This window comes from Janibacter sp. HTCC2649 (genome assembly GCF_000152705.1).
Classification (GTDB): domain Bacteria; phylum Actinomycetota; class Actinomycetes; order Actinomycetales; family Dermatophilaceae; genus Knoellia.
In genome coordinates this window covers 521,499-537,534 of sequence record NZ_CH672413.1, presented here as the reverse complement: position 1 = coordinate 537,534, position 16,036 = coordinate 521,499, and the positions used below count along the sequence as shown (strand labels likewise).

Here is a 16,036-nt window from a genome sequence, read left to right as displayed (position 1 = left end):
GGATGAACAGGACATTGGCCGTGGGCGGACCTGCGAATCAGCTGAGCTGTTGCTGATAGGCCTCGAGATCGAGCAGGCCCTCGACCGCTGCGGAGTCGCTCGGCTTGAGCTCGTACATCCAGCCCTCGCCGTAGGGGTCGGAGTTCACGAGCTCGGGAGACGCGTCGAGAGCGGCGTTCACAGCCGTGACCTCACCGGCGAGCGGCGCGTACAGGTCGCTGACCGACTTGGTCGACTCGACCTCCCCACAGGCGTCACCCACAGCCACCGTGTCGCCGACAGCGGGAAGGCTGACGTACACCACGTCACCGAGGGCGTCCTGGGCAAAGGAGGTGATGCCGATCCGGACGGCGCCGTCCTCGGATGCGCGCACCCACTCGTGCTCGGCGGTGTAGCGCAGGTCGCTCGGGTACTCGAGGTCGCTCATCGGGAAAGCTCCTTCAGGTCCGGTCAGGACGTCTTGGGACTGGGTACGGGTCGAGCGTACTGAGGCTCGGAAACGGACTGCAACGCGGACACCGTGACCTCGTCCTTGGTCTCCACTCCAGCCTCGCCCTTGACGGTGCGAACCGTCTCGGTGACACCTCCGGGAATCTCCATGGCAGACGCCAGAGTGGAGCCGTCACCGATGGCGGTGACGATGTAGGGCGCGCTCACAGGCGTGCCGGAGATCGAGATGCCACCTTCACCATCGGTGAAGTACGTGTTGGCCACGACGCGCACGTTGTTGATCTCGATGGCCTCGGCACCGGCGTCCCGCAGCTCCTGCAACGTGTCCAGCAACAAGGGCGCCGTGACTCCGTGGGCAGGGTCGCGGATCGTGAGGACGATGCCGGGACCGCGGGCCGGGGCGGTGCCGGCCATGATCGCCAGCGAGTCGAGTCGCTGCTGGGCGGCCCGCTGTGCCTCGGTGAGGCTGGTGGTGCTGCTCTGCAGTCGGTCGCGTGAGAGCTGGAGCGTCTGGATCTCCTGGGCCAGGCGGTTGCCGTCCTGGTCGACGGTGTCGAGGATGCGGATCAGCTCGTCGGCGCGCAGGTTCTCGAGACCCTCGATCGAGGTCTGGTGCACCTGGGCGGCGATCGCGAACCCGAGTCCGAGAGCGAGCACCGTGGCCAGGACATTGGCCTTGGTGAGGCGAGGTCGGCCCGCCAGTCCCAGCCGGTGCCAGGCCTTGCGCGAAGCGTCCTGCTGCGCAGCGGTGGTGGAGGCAGCCTTGTCGTCCGAGACAGCCTTCACGGGCTGCGTCTCGTCCGCTGTCGGGTCCTGGTCCGTCATGCCGAGCCGATCACGCGTTGAAGAGGTGGCGGCGGATCGAGGCCACGTTGGAGAAGATCCGCACCCCGAGAACGACGACGACGCCGGTCGAGAGCTGACTGCCCACACCGAGCTGGTCACCGAGGAAGACGATGAACGCAGCGACGACGACGTTGGACAGGAACGAGATCACGAAGACCTTGTCGTTGAAGATCCCGTCGAGCACGGCCCGGACAGCGCCGAAGACGGCGTCGAGTGCCGCGATGACGGCGATGGGCAGGTAGGGCTGCAGCCACAGGGGAACCTCGGGCTGCAGGAGGACACCGGCGACGATGCCGAAGACCAGTCCCAGTGCGGGGATCACGACGAGTCTCCTTCGGGTGAGGGCGTTGCTGCGTCCTTGACCTTATCGGCGGGCTGGGCCACCCGGGTCCCCAGCGTTGCCGAGGCCGGAATCGTGACCTCTTTGCGGACCGCCGTTTCGACCCGGATGCCGAACGAGCTCTTGAGCGTCGACAGGTAGGTGCCGCCGTTGCCATCGGCAAAGGTGGCCGGCATCTTGCCGGGGTCTCCGATGGCCGTCACGACATAGGGACGCTTGAGCGGCCGGTAGTCGACGAGGATCGCCTGGCCGGCAAACCGGATGGACGCCGTCGACGTCAGACGTTGGCCGTTGACCGACACCGCTTCGGCGCCGGCCTCCCAGAGGCTGTTGGTGAGGATCTGCAGGTCGCGGGCGAAGACCGTGCCGTCAGCATCCTCGGTGTTGGCGCGCGGTTCGAAGTTGTTTCCGTCGCTGTCAGCCCGCGGGGCGTCATCCAGGGTGACGACGAAGCCGGGACCGCGCACCGGCACGGCACCGGCCACGAGGGACAACCGCTCGACGCTCTGCGCGAGCTCCTCGCTGACATCGCGCAGGGTCTCGGCGTCCAGGCCGGAGATCTGGGCACGCAGGGCACTGGCCTGGACCGCACGTGCGTCAGCGACTTCCTGCTGCTTCTCGATGCGGTCGATGAGGCTGGTCCTCGTGCGCTGCTTGGTGGTGTCTCCCCCGCGCAACTGGATGGCAGCTATTCCGACAAGGGTGCCGATGATGAGGGCAAAGATGATCAGGGCAGGAGAGCGCAGACCCGTGGCACGAGGCAGGCCGGCCTTCTCACGCAGGTCCGCTGCTGCCGCGTATCCGGGGTCGAGTGGCCGCTCCAGCATCGACGTGATCAGCGTCATCGAGGCGTCCGGTCGACGCGGAGGTGTCGTCACCTGCGGACTCATGGGGCACCACGGCGAGCGATGAGCTGACGCAGCTGAACGGCATACAGGATCCCCGCAACCCAATAGAGGACCGTGCCCCACCACGCAAAGCCCCAGCCCACGGGCCGCATGAAGGCCGCGAGCCAGCCGTCACCGTCGGCCATGAGCAGCGCTGGGAAGGCATAGAGCAGGTTGAAGGTCGCGGCCTTGCCGATGAAATGGACCGGCAGACCCGTCCAGCCATGGCGCTTGGCGATGAGCACGACGACACCCATGAACGCTTCGCGCGCGAAGAGCACGATGACGAGCCACCACGGGATGATGTCGCGCCACGCCAGACCGACGAGGGTCGTGACGATGTAGAGGCGATCCGCGATGGGATCGAGCAGCTGGCCGACGCGCGACACCAGGCCGTAGTGGCGCGCAATCTTGCCGTCGAGGTAGTCGGTGATGCCCGACAGCACGAGGAGGATGAGCGCGATCGCGTCGTGTTCGGTCGCGATCGCCCAGATGAATGCGGGGACGCCGACCAGCCGCAGGGCCGACAGGGCATTGGGCAGCGTGAGGACGCGGTCGACGGGGTCGCTGTCGGTCCCCCGAACGCTCTCACCGGCAGTCATGGCAGCAGCCTATGTGCTCCTGTCTAGAGTCGGTTCATGACTTCCCGCATCCTCGATGGCGATGCCGCAGGCTGGCGCTCGAAGCGCACGGGGGTGAAGTGGGGTCACCACCCACCGGACGTCCTTCCGCTGTGGGTGGCAGAGATGGACGCTGCACCTTGCGAACCCGTCGTGGAGGCCGTGAGCGCAGCGCTGCGTCGCGGAGACACGGGCTATCCGCTCGGTCACGATTTCGTCGACGCGGCCGTTGCGTATGCCGCCCAGACCTGGTCGTGGACCATCGAACCCTCGCGGGTCACTCCCGTCACGGACGTCATGGTCGGGCTGAGCGAACTCGTCCGCCTGGTCACCGATCCCGGAGGGCCGGTCGTGGTCTCGCCCCCCGTCTACAACGCCTTCTTCGACTTCATCGACATGACCGGGCGGCGCGTCGTGGACGCTGCCCTGGACGCGGAACACCGCCTGGACCTCGCGGTCCTTGACCGGACGTTCGGTGAGGTGACCGCGGGAGGTGAGCGGGCGGCATACCTGCTGTGCAACCCGCAGAACCCCACGGGCACCGTCCACACTGCGGCCGAGCTCGAGGCTCTCGCCGAGATCGCCAACCGACACGGGGTCGTGGTGATCGCCGATGAGATCCACGCCCCGATCGTCCACGAGGGGGCCTTCACGCCGTTCGTGTCCGTGCCCGGCGGTGAGCGCGGCGTGAGTCTCATGTCCGCGTCGAAGGCCTGGAACCTCGCTGGCCTCAAGGCGGCCGTGACGGTGACCGGTGCCGAGGCCCGTGATGACCTGACGCTCCACGAGGTCCACACTCACGGCGCCAGCCACCTCGGTCAGATCGCAGCGGTGGCGGCGTGGACCGACGGGCGCGAGTGGCTTGCCCGGGTCACTGCGGAGATCGACGCCAACCGCGCGCTGCTGGGTCGCCTTCTCGCGCAGGACCTGCCGCAGATCGGGTATGCCGCCCCGGCCGCGACCTACTTGGCCTGGCTCGACTGCCGGGCGCTCGGGTGGGGTGACGATCCGGCCGCAGTCCTGCGGGAGCGGGGCCGGGTCGCACTCTCGCCCGGGTTGTCCTTCGGCGACGCGGGGCGCGGGTTCGTGCGGTTCAACCTCGCGACTTCTCCGGGGATCGTCACGGAGGCCGTCGAGCGCATGGTGAGATCAACGCGTGAATCCTGATGTGAGCCGTTGGCTCCTGACCTCGACCGAGCGCGACAACGCCCACACGCGCATCGACGACGCACACCCCGGCGAGACGGCCTGGTCGACGGGCAACGTCGTCACTCCGCTCGTGGATGGCGCCACGTACTTCGCGGAGCTGTACCGAGTCCTCGAGGCGACGACCGCGGGCGACGTCATCATGTACGCCGGCTGGCGCATCGACGGCGACCAGCTGCTCACGGACGACCCCGCCAGCGCGATCATCAAGGTCCTCGACCGCGCCGAGAACCGTCGCGTGCAGGTGCGCGCTCTCGTCTGGCGCTCACACACGGAGCAGATGGACTTCTCCGCCGAGGACAACCGCAAGGTGGCCGAGGAGCTAGCCGACGAGGACGACGAGCACGCGGAGGTGCTGCTCGACATGCGCGTGCGCCGTGGCGGTGCCCACCACCAGAAGTTCGTCGTCATCCGGCACCGTGATGACGCAACGCGCGACGTGGCGTTCGTCGGTGGCATCGACGTGGCCCACTCCCGGCGGGACGACTCCACGCATCACGGCGATCCGCAGCAGCAGGGCCTGGCGCCCGAGTTCGGACCTCGACCGGGGTGGCACGACGTCCACTGCGCCATCACCGGCCCAGCCGTCGCCGACGTCGAGACCGTCTTTCGCGAGCGGTGGGAGGACCCGAGCCCGCTCTCCCCAGCGATGCACTCACGCATCCGCGACCAGTTCAGCAAGGTGAAGGACGAGGCGACTCCCCTTCCGCCACAGGCCTCCCCACCGCCTGCGATCGAGGGCGGCACCCATGTCGTGCAGCTCCTCCGCACCTATCCACACCTGCACAGGGGTCGGGCCTATCCGTTCGCGCCGGCCGGTGAGCGGTCGATCGCCCGAGCCCACCTCAAGGCCATCGCCCAGGCACGGAACTTCATCTATGTCGAGGACCAGTACCTCTGGTCCTCGAGCATCACGGCGGCGTTCGTCGACGCGCTGTCGGCCAACCCCGACCTCCACCTGGTGGCGGTGCTCCCCCATCGACCCGACCTTGAGGGCATCGGGGCCCAGATGCAGCTCGAGGGACGCCTCGAGGCCATGCGCCAACTCGCGGCCGCAGCGCCGGGACGTTTCGCGGCATACGGGATCGAGAACCACTCCGGCTGGCCGGTCTATGTCCACGCCAAGGTCATCGTCGTCGACGACTGGTACGCCACGATCGGCTCGGACAACATCAACCGACGCTCGTGGACGCACGATTCCGAGCTGGCCGCGCTGGTCATCGACGAAGCCGGGGTCGACCACTCTCCCTATGCGCGTTCACTGCGCCTGCGGCTGGCTGCCGAGCACCTCGACCGTCCGCTGTCAGGCGCCGCGCACGACGAGGCGATGACCGACTGCGTGTCGGGGCGTGGCCTCTTCGAGGCGTATGCCGCTTCGGCCGCCGACCTGCAGGCCTGGCACGACGGCGGGAAGGCTGGGACGCGCCCCGCCGGACGGTTGCGGGGGCTCACGGCGCCCGAGATCGGGCGGTGGACCAAGCGCGCCCTCGAGGTCCCGCAGCGGCTGCTCGGCGACCCGGACGGGCGTCCTCGCAAGCTCCGCAAGGGTGGATCCTTCTGACCCACATCCCGGTCCCCACAGAGGTGGGAAATGAGCCACGTTGGTGAGGACCGGAGCACGGCGGCCGCCAGCACGGAACCGATTCGGTCGGGACTACACCCATGGGATATGGTTTCGTTCGCTCGCCCGGCAACGTGTGAGCAAGCCACGGGCTGTGGCGCAGCTTGGTAGCGCACTTGACTGGGGGTCAAGGGGTCGCAGGTTCAAATCCTGTCAGCCCGACCGAAGAAAATGCAGGTCAGAGGGTGTCCCCGGGAAACCGGAGGCACCCTCTCCGCTTGCCAGCCCCTGCCTCTCCGGCCCACCGATCTGGTCCGGCCCTCACCGGGGTGGTCAGGTGCGGGTGCTGAGCGGCAACGTGAGGGAGACCGTCGTTCCCTCGCCTTCAACCGAGTGGAGCTCGAGCTCGCCGTGGTGAGCCTCGATGATGGCCTTGACGATGGCCAGGCCGAGGCCAGTGCCCGGGATCGCACCTGACGTGGCGTTGCTGGCGCGAAAGAAGCGCGAGAACATCTGCTCCATGTCCGCCGCGGGGATGCCGATTCCGCTGTCGCGACACCGGATCCGGACGGCGTCGAGCTCCACGACGACCGACACGACGACGAGCCCACCAGACTTCGAGAACTTCACGGCGTTGCCGACCACGTTCGTGAGGGCTCGCCCCAGCTGGAGGGCGTCCCCCTCGACAACGCAGGTCTGGGGCAGGTCGGACACATCGAGGGTCACCTCGTTGTCCCGCGCCTGGGGCTGCAGGTCCTGCACCACGTCGCGCACGAGCTGGGCGAGGTCCACCGGGACGAAGCTCGGATCCAGACCCCGAGTCTCGATGCGGTTGAGGACGAGGACATCCTCGATGAGCCCTCGCAGTCGGAAGGTGTTGCGTTCGATGACCGCCATGGCCTTCAGCTGGGCGGGCGAGAGTTCGCCGAGGTCACCGTCGGCGAGCATCTCCAGGTAGCCGGCGATCGAGGTCAACGGTGTGCGCAGCTCGTGGCTGACGGTGCCGACGAACTCGTCCTTCTGCCGGTCCAGCGCCTCCAGCCGAGCCACGTGCTCGACCTGCTGGGCCTGCCGCTCCTCGGCAAGGAAGGCACGCGCCGTGTGGGCCGTGACCTGCTGGAGAGCAGTGCGCTCGTGCGTCGTCCACGTGCGAGGCTCCGGTGCGATGAGCATCATGGCGCCGATGACCCCGTCACCCACACCGAACGGGGTTCCGAGCAGGGCGCCGATCGGCAGTTGGTCGGCCAGGCTGCGGATGAGGGGCTGGTGACGCAGCTCGTCGTTCGCCACGTCGGCGGACTCGAGCAGTCTCCCGGACAGCCACAGGCCCTTGGCGATGCTCTCTCGGGACACGGGTGGCTGCAGGACCACCTTGGACTCGTCCAGGGCATCCTCGGGCCAGGACGCAGCCAGGCGCCAGGTGGTGCCGTCATGGTCGGAGATCGGAGTCGTGAAGATCGCCGCCGTCGTGCCGGTCGCCTCACCCAATGTGCTGGCCGTGAGCGCGAGAGCCTCATGAGCCGCCACTCGACCGCGCAGCCGGGTCGCAAGACCAAGGGTGACCTCGCCCATACGGAGGGCTTCACGCTGGTCTTCCTCCAGCATGCGTGTGGTCTCGGTGAGGTGGTTGAAGTCGGCGGCGAGTCCGCGGACGTCGAGCGGACCCTCGTGCTCGTCGGCGCGAACGTCGCGGTCTCCGAGCCGCTGCAGGTGGACGACGTGTCGCAAAGCCTCGATGGACGCGCTCAGCGACCGAGCGATCCGCCAGCCGGCCCACAGGGCCAGCACAGAGGCAAGCAGGGTCCCGCCGACGAGCAGGAGCAGGGCGGTGCGGAGCTCGTCGGTCGAGGCCGCACGTGCCTCGACGCGCTGGGCCTGGAGGTCCTTGCCGACCTGCCCGTTGGTCCGGCGCACATCGTCGAACAACTGCTTGCCGGTGAGGAGGTCGAGGTTGCCTTCGACCGCCAGTCGCGCGCGCGCCTGGTTGGCGTAGGCCCACCAGGCGGCGATCGCGTCGTCCTGGGCCTTGAGTCGCCCGGACCATTGAGGAAGGTCGGTTCCCAACGCGGTGCGCAGCGCCTCCTGCTGTGCCGCCGCACGTTTCTGGGCCCCGTTGAAGGGCTCCAAAAGCGTGGTGTTCGAGGTCGCGTCGTAGGCGCGGAGGCCGGTTTCGGCGTCAGTCAGCGTCTGCAAGAGGGAGGTGTTCGCGTCGTTGGCCGGTCCGAGGAGGGTGACGAGCCGGTCGACCTGCTGGGAGGCACCGACGACGGCCACCGTCCCTGCGAGCAGCGCGACCACCATGAGTCCGACGAGGAAGAAGACGAGTCGGCGAAGGCTCTCAGTGACGGTGAGGTCCCGGGTCAGCGTCATGACTTGCTCTTCTCGCCGAGGCCCACCCGCGTCATCGTGCCCCAGACCTGCTCGCGTCCCCGCAGACTGGCCCACCACCCCTGCAATCTCCACCAGGCCGTGAGCTGGCGGTAGCCGAGGTTCTCAGCGACGGCGGCCACCAACATGACGCCGAGATCTCGCCAGCGTGCGTACTTGTGGAACGTCAGCTCCTCCAGGGTCATCGCCGCGAGGGTGACGAGGATGGCGTAGCCATAGGCGACCAACATGAACAGGATCGCGAACGGAACGTTGATGACGTCAAGGGCCAGTCCGAGGATGACGAGCACGAGACCGACGAACTCGAGCAAGGGGGCGATGAGCTCGAAGAGCCAGTAGTACGGCACGGCCAGCATCCCCACGCGCCCGTAGCGAGGGTTGAGCATCATGTGCTTGTACTTCCACAGGGTCTCCCAGAGTCCGCGGTGCCAACGGGCCCGCTGCTTCTGGAGCACTGCCATCGTGGACGGGACCTCGGTCCAACAGACCGGCTCCCCGACAAACTTCACCCGGTAGTCGCGCCCCTCCCTCCTCAGGTGCTGGTGCACCCTCATGAGGACCTCGAAGTCCTCGCCGATGCTGTCGGTGTCGAGCCCCCCGACCTCCACGAGCACGTCTCGCCGGAAGACTCCGAAGGCCCCGGAGATGAGCACGAGTGCGCCCAGGCGAGACCACCCCGCCCGTCCGATGAGGAAGGCGCGGAGGTACTCGACCACCTGGATGCGAGGCAGCAGCTGGGTCGGCATCCGGGGTTCGACCAGTCGCCCTGCCACCACCCGGCTGCCGTTGGCGGCGCGGATGACGCCGCCGGTGGCCACCATCCGTGTCGGGTCGTCGGCGAAGGGGACCGTGACCGTCATCAGGGCGTCCGGATCCAGGATGGAGTCCGCGTCCACGAAGACGACCAGCTCACCCGGGGCGGCATTGATCCCGAGGTTGACGGCGTCGGACCGACCCGAGTTGGTCTTGCGAATGATCGTCAGCGGTGTGCGCCCGTTGCGGGGCACGTGGACCGACAGCACCTCGGCACGCACCTCGACGTCTCGCGGGATCTCGCGGTGGACCTCGACCAGGTCGAAGGCCGCCTCGAGAACGGCGAACGTCTCGTCCGTGCTTCCGTCATCGACCCCCACGACGTCGTGTTGGGGGTAGCGCAGCGAGAGCAGGGACTGAATCGACTGCACGATCCCGGCGGCCTCGTTGTACATCGGGACGACGACGGTGACGGACGGGACGAACTCGCTGGCGACCCGCTCCTGCCGACCGGTCTGTTCGACCCGGCGCAGGTGATGGACGAAGTCCCAGGCCGCCAGGGTGACGAAGATGAGATATGACGTGTTGATCAGCACGAAGTAGACCAGGACGGGCCACTGCGCAAGGGCCAACATGGTGATGACGACGTCGCGAAGCCCGGAGACGATCTCGTCAGGGCTCATCCCGCTCCTCGCGTCGCGTCACGCAGCTCCAACACCTGAAGGACTCCTGTCACGGCCGATCTCGCGGACTCTGGAGTGTCGGGATCGGCAGCGGCGAGGACCAGCGCACCACGTCCATCGCCGGACTGGGCCAGGGCGTTCGCCGCCGTGACCGCGAGGAAGCGGTCATCGTCGGCCAGAACCTCGAGGAGGGCCTCGACGGCGTGGATCCCGCCCATCTCACCGAGAGCTCGAGCAGCGGCACCACGCACGGACGCAGGCTCGTCCGGCGCGAGCAAGCGTGCGATCGCCCGCACATCACCGGGACGGCCCACCGTTCCAAGAGCCTCCGTGGCGCTGACGCGCACCGTGCGGTCGGGGTCGGTGGCCGCGAGGATGGCAAGTCTGGGCGCGCAGCTCAGGAACAGGCTGTGGCCAGCGACCGCTGCAGCGACGTTGCGGACGCCGGGGTCAGCGTCCTCGAGCCCGACCGCGACCGCCGCCTCTGCCTCGACGCCGAGCTGCGTGAGGGTCCCCATGGCGACGGTTGCGGGCACTCCCGGAGCCGAGCGACGACTGCGCACTGCTCTCAGGACCGCACTGGCCGCGGACGCCCCTGCTCGAGGTCCCAGGGCGCCCACTGCTCGGGCAGCCACGATGCGGACCTCGCCGGAGCGGTCGTCGAGCATGCGGACGAGGTCGGTGACCTGCGCGGGATCACGCAGCAGCCCGAGTGTTCGGGTGGCGCGTGCTCGTCGCACGCTGGACCTCGCCTCCAGTGAGTCAAGTGCCCTGGCCACTCCGTTGCGTTCACGCAGCACGGTCACCAGGGCGTCAGCGGGCGCGCCACGGACCTTGGTCAAGAGGTCGACGACAGCTCGGTCGAGAGCCGGACCTGCGGATCTGTCGCCGGCCAGACGTCTGCGCGCGTCGCCTTGCTCGTCCTCCCCCGCCGCGACGGCAAGCAGGTCGGGACGGAGGGGAGCAAGGCGTTCGAGAGTCCGCACCGCGTTGCGGCGAATCCTGATACGACTCACGACGACGACCAGGGCAAGAAGGCCGATGAGGGCGAGGACGGCCACGAGGACCTCGTCCAGCACTCCTTGGGTCACTGGCTGCTGATCGATCACCGGGGTCGGGCGATGAGCCCCGCAATGCGGTGCACGAGCTCGCGGGGGCTGAAGGGCTTGATGAGGTAGTCATCGGCCCCGGTCGAGAAGCCCATGTCCACATCGGTGTCGCGAGAACGCGCGGTCAGCAGGACGACACGCACGCCCCCCAGGGCGTCGTCGGCGCGAATCTCGCGAAGGACGTCAATGCCCGAGAGCCCGGGCATCATCACGTCGAGCACGGCCAGGGCCGGAGGGTCCCGACGGATCTCTGCGAGTGCGTCCACGCCGTTGGAGCAAGAGCGGACGGCGTAGCCCGACTGGCTCAGCTTGAGTTCCACCAGGTCCCGGATGTCGGCATCGTCGTCGGCCACGACCACGTTCACCACTGTCGATTGCTGCATGACCCCCCTCTCTATGGGTCATCAGCGTATAGCCACTGACTAGTTATCGCTCGACAACGCCGAAACCGAGAAGGAAGCCGGAAGGGTTCGGTGCGTCAGGAGCGGCGAGAGCGCTTCTCGCGCACGCGGACCGAGACCTCGATCGGCGTGCCCTCGAAGCCGAACTCCTCACGCAGGCGACGCTCGACGAAGCGCCGGTAGCCGGCCTCGATGAAGCCGGACGCGAAGAGCACGAACCGCGGCGGGCGCGTCGAGGCCTGCGTCGCGAAGAGGATGCGGGGCTGCTTGCCGCCGCGCACGGGGTGCGGGTGGCCGGCGACGATCTCGCCGAGGAACGCGTTGAGACGACCCGTGGGGACGCGGTAGTCCCACGACTCCAGCGAGGTCTCGAGGGCGGGCACGAGGCGGTCCATGTGGCGACCGGTCGCGGCCGACACGTTGACGTGAGGGGCCCACGGGATCTGCACGAGGTCGCGCTCGATCTCACGAGCGAGGTAATGGCGACGCTCCTCGTCGGTCAGGTCCCACTTGTTGTAGGCAATGACGAGCGCGCGACCGGAGTCGACGACCTGCTGGATGACGCGGACGTCCTGCTCGGTGATCGCCTCGGAGGCGTCGACGAGAACGACGGCGACCTCGGCCTTCTCGAGGGCGGTCTGCGTGCGCAGCGAGGCGTAGAAGTCGGCGCCGCGGGTCTGGTGGACACGGCGGCGGATGCCCGCGGTGTCGACGAAGCGCCAGGTCTTGCCGCCGAGCTCGATGAACTCGTCGACCGGGTCGCGGGTGGTGCCGGCGACGTCATCGACGACGACGCGCTCGGAGCCGGCGAGCTTGTTGAGCATCGACGACTTGCCCACGTTGGGGCGACCGAGCAGGGCCACGCGACGGGGGCCACCACGCTGGTAGGCGCTCACGGCGGACTTGTCCGGCAGGACGGCGAGGATGGCGTCGAGGACGTCACCGCTGCCGCGACCGTGCAGGGCGGACACCGGCCACGGCTGTCCGAGCCCCAGGTTCCACAGGGCGGCAGCATCGGCTTCGGTGCGCTGGTCATCGACCTTGTTGGCCACGAGGATGACGGGCTTGCCCGAGCGGCGGAGCAGCTTGACGACGTTCTGGTCATCGTCGGTCGCGCCCACAACGGCGTCGACGACGAAGAGGACGGCGTCGGCGAGCTCGACGGCGATCTCGGCCTGCTCGGCCACACGCAGGTGAATGCCCTTGGCGTCGACCGACCAGCCGCCCGTGTCGACGAGGGTGAAGTTGGTTCCGGTCCACTCGGCGTCGTAGGCCACGCGGTCACGGGTCACACCCGGCACGTCCTCGACGACGGCCTCGCGGCGTCCGATGATGCGGTTGACCAGGGTCGACTTGCCCACGTTGGGGCGGCCGACGACGGCGACGACCGGGACAGCACCCTCGAAGGGGTTGTCGTCGATGTCCGCATCGCCACGGTCGACGAGCGCGAGGTCCTCGTCGCTCAGGTCGAAGTCTTCCAGGCCAGCACGCAGGGCATGCGTGACGGACTCGTCCAGCGACCCGTCGTCGGTCACGGTCTCGTCAGTCTCGGGGGTGTTCATGGGGTCCATTCTCCCTCAGATCACCGGATGCTCGGTCCCGGAGGCTTCCGATGGGGTATGCCGTCCGGTCCGGTGTCCGTGATCGGCTCACCGAGCGCTACCGCAGAGGTGACGCGGACACGGCAGCACCCGCCCCCGATGCGCGCTCAGGAACCCTTCAGCACACCCGATCTACGTTGGCCAAACCTCCGGTCAAGCCATCCGGAAATTGAACACCGAGCACCTGGAGTTCCTTCATGGGCCCACTCACCCGGTTCAGCGTGGTCGTTCCCGCCTGGAATGAGGAGGCGTGTCTGGGCGCGTGCCTGGACTCGATCGCCTCCCAGGACTACAGCGGGTCGGTCGAGGTGGTCGTCGTGGACAACAACAGCACCGACTCGACGGCAGAGGTCGCACGCGCGCACGGCGCGAGAGTCGTCTTCGAGGGCGAACAGGGCGTCTGTGCGGCGCGACAGGCTGGTGCCGACGCGGCAGTCGGTGACGTGGTCGTCTCCACTGATGCCGACACCGTGTTCGACCGCGCCTGGCTGAGCCGGATCGACGCGCGCCTGCGCAGCGATCCCGCCCTTGTCGCCGTGGCCGGGCCCTGTCACTGGGTCGACGCGCCGTGGTGGGGGCGAGCCTATGAGCGCCTGCTCTTTCGCAGCGTCGGGCTGCTCTTTCGGATCACCGGCAATATCGTCTACGCCTCGGCGACCAACATCGCCTTCCGCAAGGTGAAGTGGCACGGCTACGACACCACGTTGACCCAGGGCGGTGACGAGCTCGATCTCCTTCGGCGTCTGCGCTCCGAGGGGCCGATGGCGTGGGACCCCGACAACAGGACCCTCACATCGTCTCGTCGCCTGCGAGCCGGCCTCGGCTACAACCTCGTCGTCACGGCTGGTTACTACTACATCGGGGGTTACGTCCTCAATCGCGTCTTCCGCCGCCAGGTGCTCGGGATGGCACCGGCGTTCAGGGACACCGCCGATGGCGAGGTCGTGACGACACCTCACGGCGCCGAGGTCCGCGTGCCCGCTGCCACGCTCCTCCCAGCGCGCCACCATCGGGACGTCGGGAAGCCAGCCGCGTGAGGTACGCCCGCAGCGCAGCTTTGGCCGCGGCCGGAAGCGCAACGGTCGCGGGCGCGACATACCGGGCCCTGATGTCCCCGACGTCACAGTTCCTCGGCCCCTTTCCCCACCGTGCAGCCCCGCAGGACCGACGAGTGGCGCTGACGTTCGACGATGGTCCGAACGAACCCTTCACGTCGGCCTTGGCCGATGTGCTGGCCGAGCGCGACGTTCGGGCGACGTTCTTCCAGGTGGGCATGGCCGCCGCACGCGCCCCGGATGTCACTCGCAGGCTCGTCGCGGACGGTCACGTCATCGGCAACCACAGCCTGACCCACACCTTCAGCACCTGTCTGCGGACCTCGGCCATCGCTGACGAGATCACGCAGACCCAACAGATCCTGGGCGACATCACCGGTGCCGCCCCGAGCCTCTATCGACCGCCGTGGCTGCTGCGGACCCCGGGCCTGTTCCCCGTGCTCGACCGGCACGGGCTCAGGGCGGTCTCGGGGCAGTTCTGTCACCCCCTGGAGGTGATGCAGCCCGCGGCCGCGCGGATTGCCCGAACCGCGGTGGCCAGGTCCTCGCCGGGCCAGATCCTCATCTTCCACGACGGGTTCGACGGCAGGGGCGGCTTCCGCGGTCGCACCGTCGAGGCGGTCCGGGTCGTCATCGACGCGTTGCGGGCGGACGGCTACGACTTCGCCACGGTGGACGAACTTCTCGGCATCCCGGCAGGCGCGCCGAGGGCCTGACACCCGACGCGGGTCAGTCCCAGAGGTCCGGTGGCACGTCCGTGGGCAGCTCGATCCTGTGGCGGTTACTCGCGGCTGCGACGTGTTCGGCCAAGGCCGCGCGGATCTCCTCCGCTGCCCGCTCCAGACGAACCCGGCCGGGTATGCCGTGCGCCTGTGTCACCGACACCGGCTCACCGAAGTCGACCACGAGTCTGCTGCGCAGCCTCGGCCAGGACGCCGCGAGGTCCCCGGTGGCCCGGGTCCCGAGGCAGGCGACGGGCACGACGGGAGCCGAACCCTGGAGCGCGAGCCAGGCCACGCCCTTCTCGGCCTTCTCGAGGTCACCTCGGCCTCGGCCACCCTCGGGGAAGATGCCCACGACTCCCCCACGCTGCAGCACCCCCAGCGCCGACGCCAGCGCGCGACGGTCGCCCGTGCCCTGCTCGAGCGGGATCTGGCCGCTGAGGTGCAGCAACGGTCCGATCCCGAGCTCGAACGTCGAGGCGAGCACAAGGAAGTGCGCCGGCCGCGGAGCCAGCCCGAAGACGACGGCCCCGTCGAGGTAGCCGGTGTGGTTGGCCGCGAGGATGACCGGCCCCGAGACGGGAACGTTCTCAGTGCCGTGGGCCCCGGCGGCATACAGGAAACGCACCAGCGCACCGCCGACGTGACGACCCAGAGTCGCCCGCCACTCAGGTGGTGGCGCCCCGGTCACGGCGCATCTGGTTGGGCGTGCCCCGCAATCGAAGCCACGACGGCGAGGACGGCCTCGACGCTCTCGTCGAAGTCCAGGTCGGACGTGTCCACCGTGACCACGCCGTCAGCCGCGACCGTGAACTGTGAGACCGCGGAGTCGTCGCGGTCGCGCCGCAGCACCTGGTCACGGGTCGCGGCGATGGCTTCCTCGTCGGCGGAGCCGTGCACCTCGGCAGAACGACGGCGCAGGCGCGCGTCCTCGCTCGCGGTGAGCAGGATGCGGACCAGTGCCTCGGGCGCGACGACGGTCGTGATGTCGCGGCCTTCCGCGACGACTCCCCCGGTGGCGTCGGCGATGGCGACCATCCGGTCGCGCTGGGCCTGCTGCAGGATCGGACGGACTCCGGTGTTGGTGGCGACCTTGGAGACCTCGGCGCTGATGGCCGTCGTGCGAATGTCGGCGGTGATGTCCGTGCCGTTGACGACGACCCGCTGGTCCTCGGGATCGGTCGACAGCTCGAGCGGGATGGCCTCGGCGGCCACCACGACGGCCGCTTCATCGGTGAGCGCGACACCCTGGTCGAGGCACCACCAGGTGAGGGCGCGATACATCGCGCCGGTGTCGAGGTAGCCGACGCCGAGCCGCCCGGCCACGGCCTTGGAGACGCTCGACTTGCCCGAGCCCGAGGGTCCGTCGATGGCGATGGTGAGGGGGGTCTGGTCGCGCGACATGGCGGTCAGC

The 16,036-nt window shown here is 68.7% G+C and carries 16 protein-coding genes and 1 tRNA gene; 5 read left to right on the top strand and 12 right to left on the bottom strand.

Annotated features, from left to right (window positions below; genetic code table 11):
* Window positions 1-37: 37 nt before the first annotated feature.
* From gcvH to JNB_RS02565, 5 genes are read right to left on the bottom strand one after another with little or no spacing between them, the layout of a single operon-like run.
* Window positions 38-427 (bottom strand): glycine cleavage system protein GcvH, encoded by a 390-nt coding sequence (gene gcvH / locus JNB_RS02585; RefSeq protein ID WP_009774839.1) that lies wholly within the window; start codon window positions 425-427, stop codon window positions 38-40.
* Between the two features lie 23 nt (window positions 428-450).
* Complete coding sequence (locus JNB_RS02580) at window positions 451-1,275, bottom strand: DUF881 domain-containing protein (RefSeq protein WP_009774838.1); 825 nt, start codon at window positions 1,273-1,275, stop codon at window positions 451-453.
* A 10-nt stretch (window positions 1,276-1,285) separates the two neighbouring features.
* Complete coding sequence (locus tag JNB_RS02575; RefSeq protein ID WP_009774837.1) at window positions 1,286-1,618, bottom strand: small basic family protein; 333 nt, start codon at window positions 1,616-1,618, stop codon at window positions 1,286-1,288.
* Entirely contained in the window at window positions 1,615-2,514 is a 900-nt protein-coding gene (locus JNB_RS02570) for a DUF881 domain-containing protein (protein ID WP_158306116.1), read from the bottom strand. The genes JNB_RS02575 and JNB_RS02570 overlap by 4 nt, the downstream gene beginning before the upstream one ends.
* Before the next feature lie 8 nt (window positions 2,515-2,522).
* Window positions 2,523-3,125, bottom strand: coding sequence for a CDP-alcohol phosphatidyltransferase family protein (locus JNB_RS02565; RefSeq protein ID WP_009774835.1), 603 nt, complete (start codon window positions 3,123-3,125; stop codon window positions 2,523-2,525).
* Between the two features lie 36 nt (window positions 3,126-3,161).
* Here JNB_RS02565 and JNB_RS02560 point away from each other — a divergent pair, with 36 nt between their 5' ends.
* The 3 genes from JNB_RS02560 (at window position 3,162) to JNB_RS02550 (ending at window position 6,132) form a co-directional block, all read left to right on the top strand.
* Window positions 3,162-4,310 (top strand): MalY/PatB family protein, encoded by a 1,149-nt coding sequence (locus tag JNB_RS02560; protein WP_009774834.1) that lies wholly within the window; start codon window positions 3,162-3,164, stop codon window positions 4,308-4,310.
* 1 nt (window position 4,311) lies between these two features.
* Window positions 4,312-5,910 (top strand): phospholipase D family protein, encoded by a 1,599-nt coding sequence (locus JNB_RS02555; protein WP_009774833.1) that lies wholly within the window; start codon window positions 4,312-4,314, stop codon window positions 5,908-5,910.
* A 148-nt stretch (window positions 5,911-6,058) separates the two neighbouring features.
* Window positions 6,059-6,132 (top strand) — tRNA-Pro (locus tag JNB_RS02550).
* A gap of 111 nt (window positions 6,133-6,243) precedes the next feature.
* Here the strand turns inward: JNB_RS02550 and JNB_RS20230 are convergent.
* The 5 genes from JNB_RS20230 to der form a co-directional block, all read right to left on the bottom strand.
* Window positions 6,244-8,280 (bottom strand): ATP-binding protein, encoded by a 2,037-nt coding sequence (locus tag JNB_RS20230; protein ID WP_009774832.1) that lies wholly within the window; start codon window positions 8,278-8,280, stop codon window positions 6,244-6,246.
* Window positions 8,277-9,734 carry a glycosyltransferase gene (locus JNB_RS02540; protein ID WP_009774831.1) on the bottom strand — a complete coding sequence of 486 codons (1,458 nt, stop codon included), beginning with the start codon at window positions 9,732-9,734 and terminating at the stop codon, window positions 8,277-8,279. The genes JNB_RS20230 and JNB_RS02540 overlap by 4 nt, the downstream gene beginning before the upstream one ends.
* Window positions 9,731-10,825, bottom strand: coding sequence for a HEAT repeat domain-containing protein (locus JNB_RS20225; RefSeq protein ID WP_237700594.1), 1,095 nt, complete (start codon window positions 10,823-10,825; stop codon window positions 9,731-9,733). Before JNB_RS20225 ends, JNB_RS02540 begins: the two co-directional genes overlap by 4 nt.
* Before the next feature lie 14 nt (window positions 10,826-10,839).
* A complete protein-coding gene (locus JNB_RS02530; protein WP_040883519.1) occupies window positions 10,840-11,226 on the bottom strand; it encodes a response regulator transcription factor in 387 nt (128 codons plus the stop codon).
* Window positions 11,227-11,321: 95 nt separating this feature from the next.
* Complete coding sequence (gene der, locus JNB_RS02525) at window positions 11,322-12,815, bottom strand: ribosome biogenesis GTPase Der (RefSeq protein WP_009774828.1); 1,494 nt, start codon at window positions 12,813-12,815, stop codon at window positions 11,322-11,324.
* A 227-nt stretch (window positions 12,816-13,042) separates the two neighbouring features.
* Here der and JNB_RS02520 point away from each other — a divergent pair, with 227 nt between their 5' ends.
* Both JNB_RS02520 and JNB_RS02515 read left to right on the top strand, forming a co-directional pair.
* Complete coding sequence (locus JNB_RS02520) at window positions 13,043-13,882, top strand: glycosyltransferase family 2 protein (RefSeq protein WP_009774827.1); 840 nt, start codon at window positions 13,043-13,045, stop codon at window positions 13,880-13,882.
* A gap of 71 nt (window positions 13,883-13,953) precedes the next feature.
* A complete protein-coding gene (locus JNB_RS02515; protein WP_009774826.1) occupies window positions 13,954-14,616 on the top strand; it encodes a polysaccharide deacetylase family protein in 663 nt (220 codons plus the stop codon).
* 13 nt (window positions 14,617-14,629) lie between these two features.
* On the opposite strand, the gene JNB_RS02510 is transcribed toward JNB_RS02515, so the two are convergent.
* Window positions 14,630-15,313, bottom strand: a complete 684-nt coding sequence (locus tag JNB_RS02510; RefSeq protein WP_009774825.1) for a 1-acyl-sn-glycerol-3-phosphate acyltransferase — start codon at window positions 15,311-15,313, stop codon at window positions 14,630-14,632.
* Window positions 15,310-16,026 carry a (d)CMP kinase gene (gene cmk / locus JNB_RS02505; protein ID WP_009774824.1) on the bottom strand — a complete coding sequence of 239 codons (717 nt, stop codon included), beginning with the start codon at window positions 16,024-16,026 and terminating at the stop codon, window positions 15,310-15,312. Before cmk ends, JNB_RS02510 begins: the two co-directional genes overlap by 4 nt.
* Between the last annotated feature and the right edge of the window lie 10 nt (window positions 16,027-16,036).

What these genes read in the sequence shown, in the direction of transcription:
- gcvH (WP_009774839.1), bottom strand. Translation starts at nt 427, where the DNA reads ATGAGCGACCTCGAGTACCCGAGCGACCTGCGCTACACCGCCGAGCAC.
- JNB_RS02540 (WP_009774831.1), bottom strand. Translation starts at nt 9,734, where the DNA reads ATGAGCCCTGACGAGATCGTCTCCGGGCTTCGCGACGTCGTCATCACC.
- JNB_RS02515 (WP_009774826.1), top strand. Translation starts at nt 13,954, where the DNA reads ATGTCCCCGACGTCACAGTTCCTCGGCCCCTTTCCCCACCGTGCAGCC.
- cmk (WP_009774824.1), bottom strand. Translation starts at nt 16,026, where the DNA reads ATGTCGCGCGACCAGACCCCCCTCACCATCGCCATCGACGGACCCTCG.
- JNB_RS02560 (WP_009774834.1), top strand. Translation starts at nt 3,162, where the DNA reads ATGACTTCCCGCATCCTCGATGGCGATGCCGCAGGCTGGCGCTCGAAG.
- der (WP_009774828.1), bottom strand. Translation starts at nt 12,815, where the DNA reads ATGGACCCCATGAACACCCCCGAGACTGACGAGACCGTGACCGACGAC.
- JNB_RS02520 (WP_009774827.1), top strand. Translation starts at nt 13,043, where the DNA reads ATGGGCCCACTCACCCGGTTCAGCGTGGTCGTTCCCGCCTGGAATGAG.
- JNB_RS02580 (WP_009774838.1), bottom strand. Translation starts at nt 1,275, where the DNA reads ATGACGGACCAGGACCCGACAGCGGACGAGACGCAGCCCGTGAAGGCT.
- JNB_RS20230 (WP_009774832.1), bottom strand. Translation starts at nt 8,280, where the DNA reads ATGACGCTGACCCGGGACCTCACCGTCACTGAGAGCCTTCGCCGACTC.
- JNB_RS02530 (WP_040883519.1), bottom strand. Translation starts at nt 11,226, where the DNA reads ATGCAGCAATCGACAGTGGTGAACGTGGTCGTGGCCGACGACGATGCC.
- JNB_RS02565 (WP_009774835.1), bottom strand. Translation starts at nt 3,125, where the DNA reads ATGACTGCCGGTGAGAGCGTTCGGGGGACCGACAGCGACCCCGTCGAC.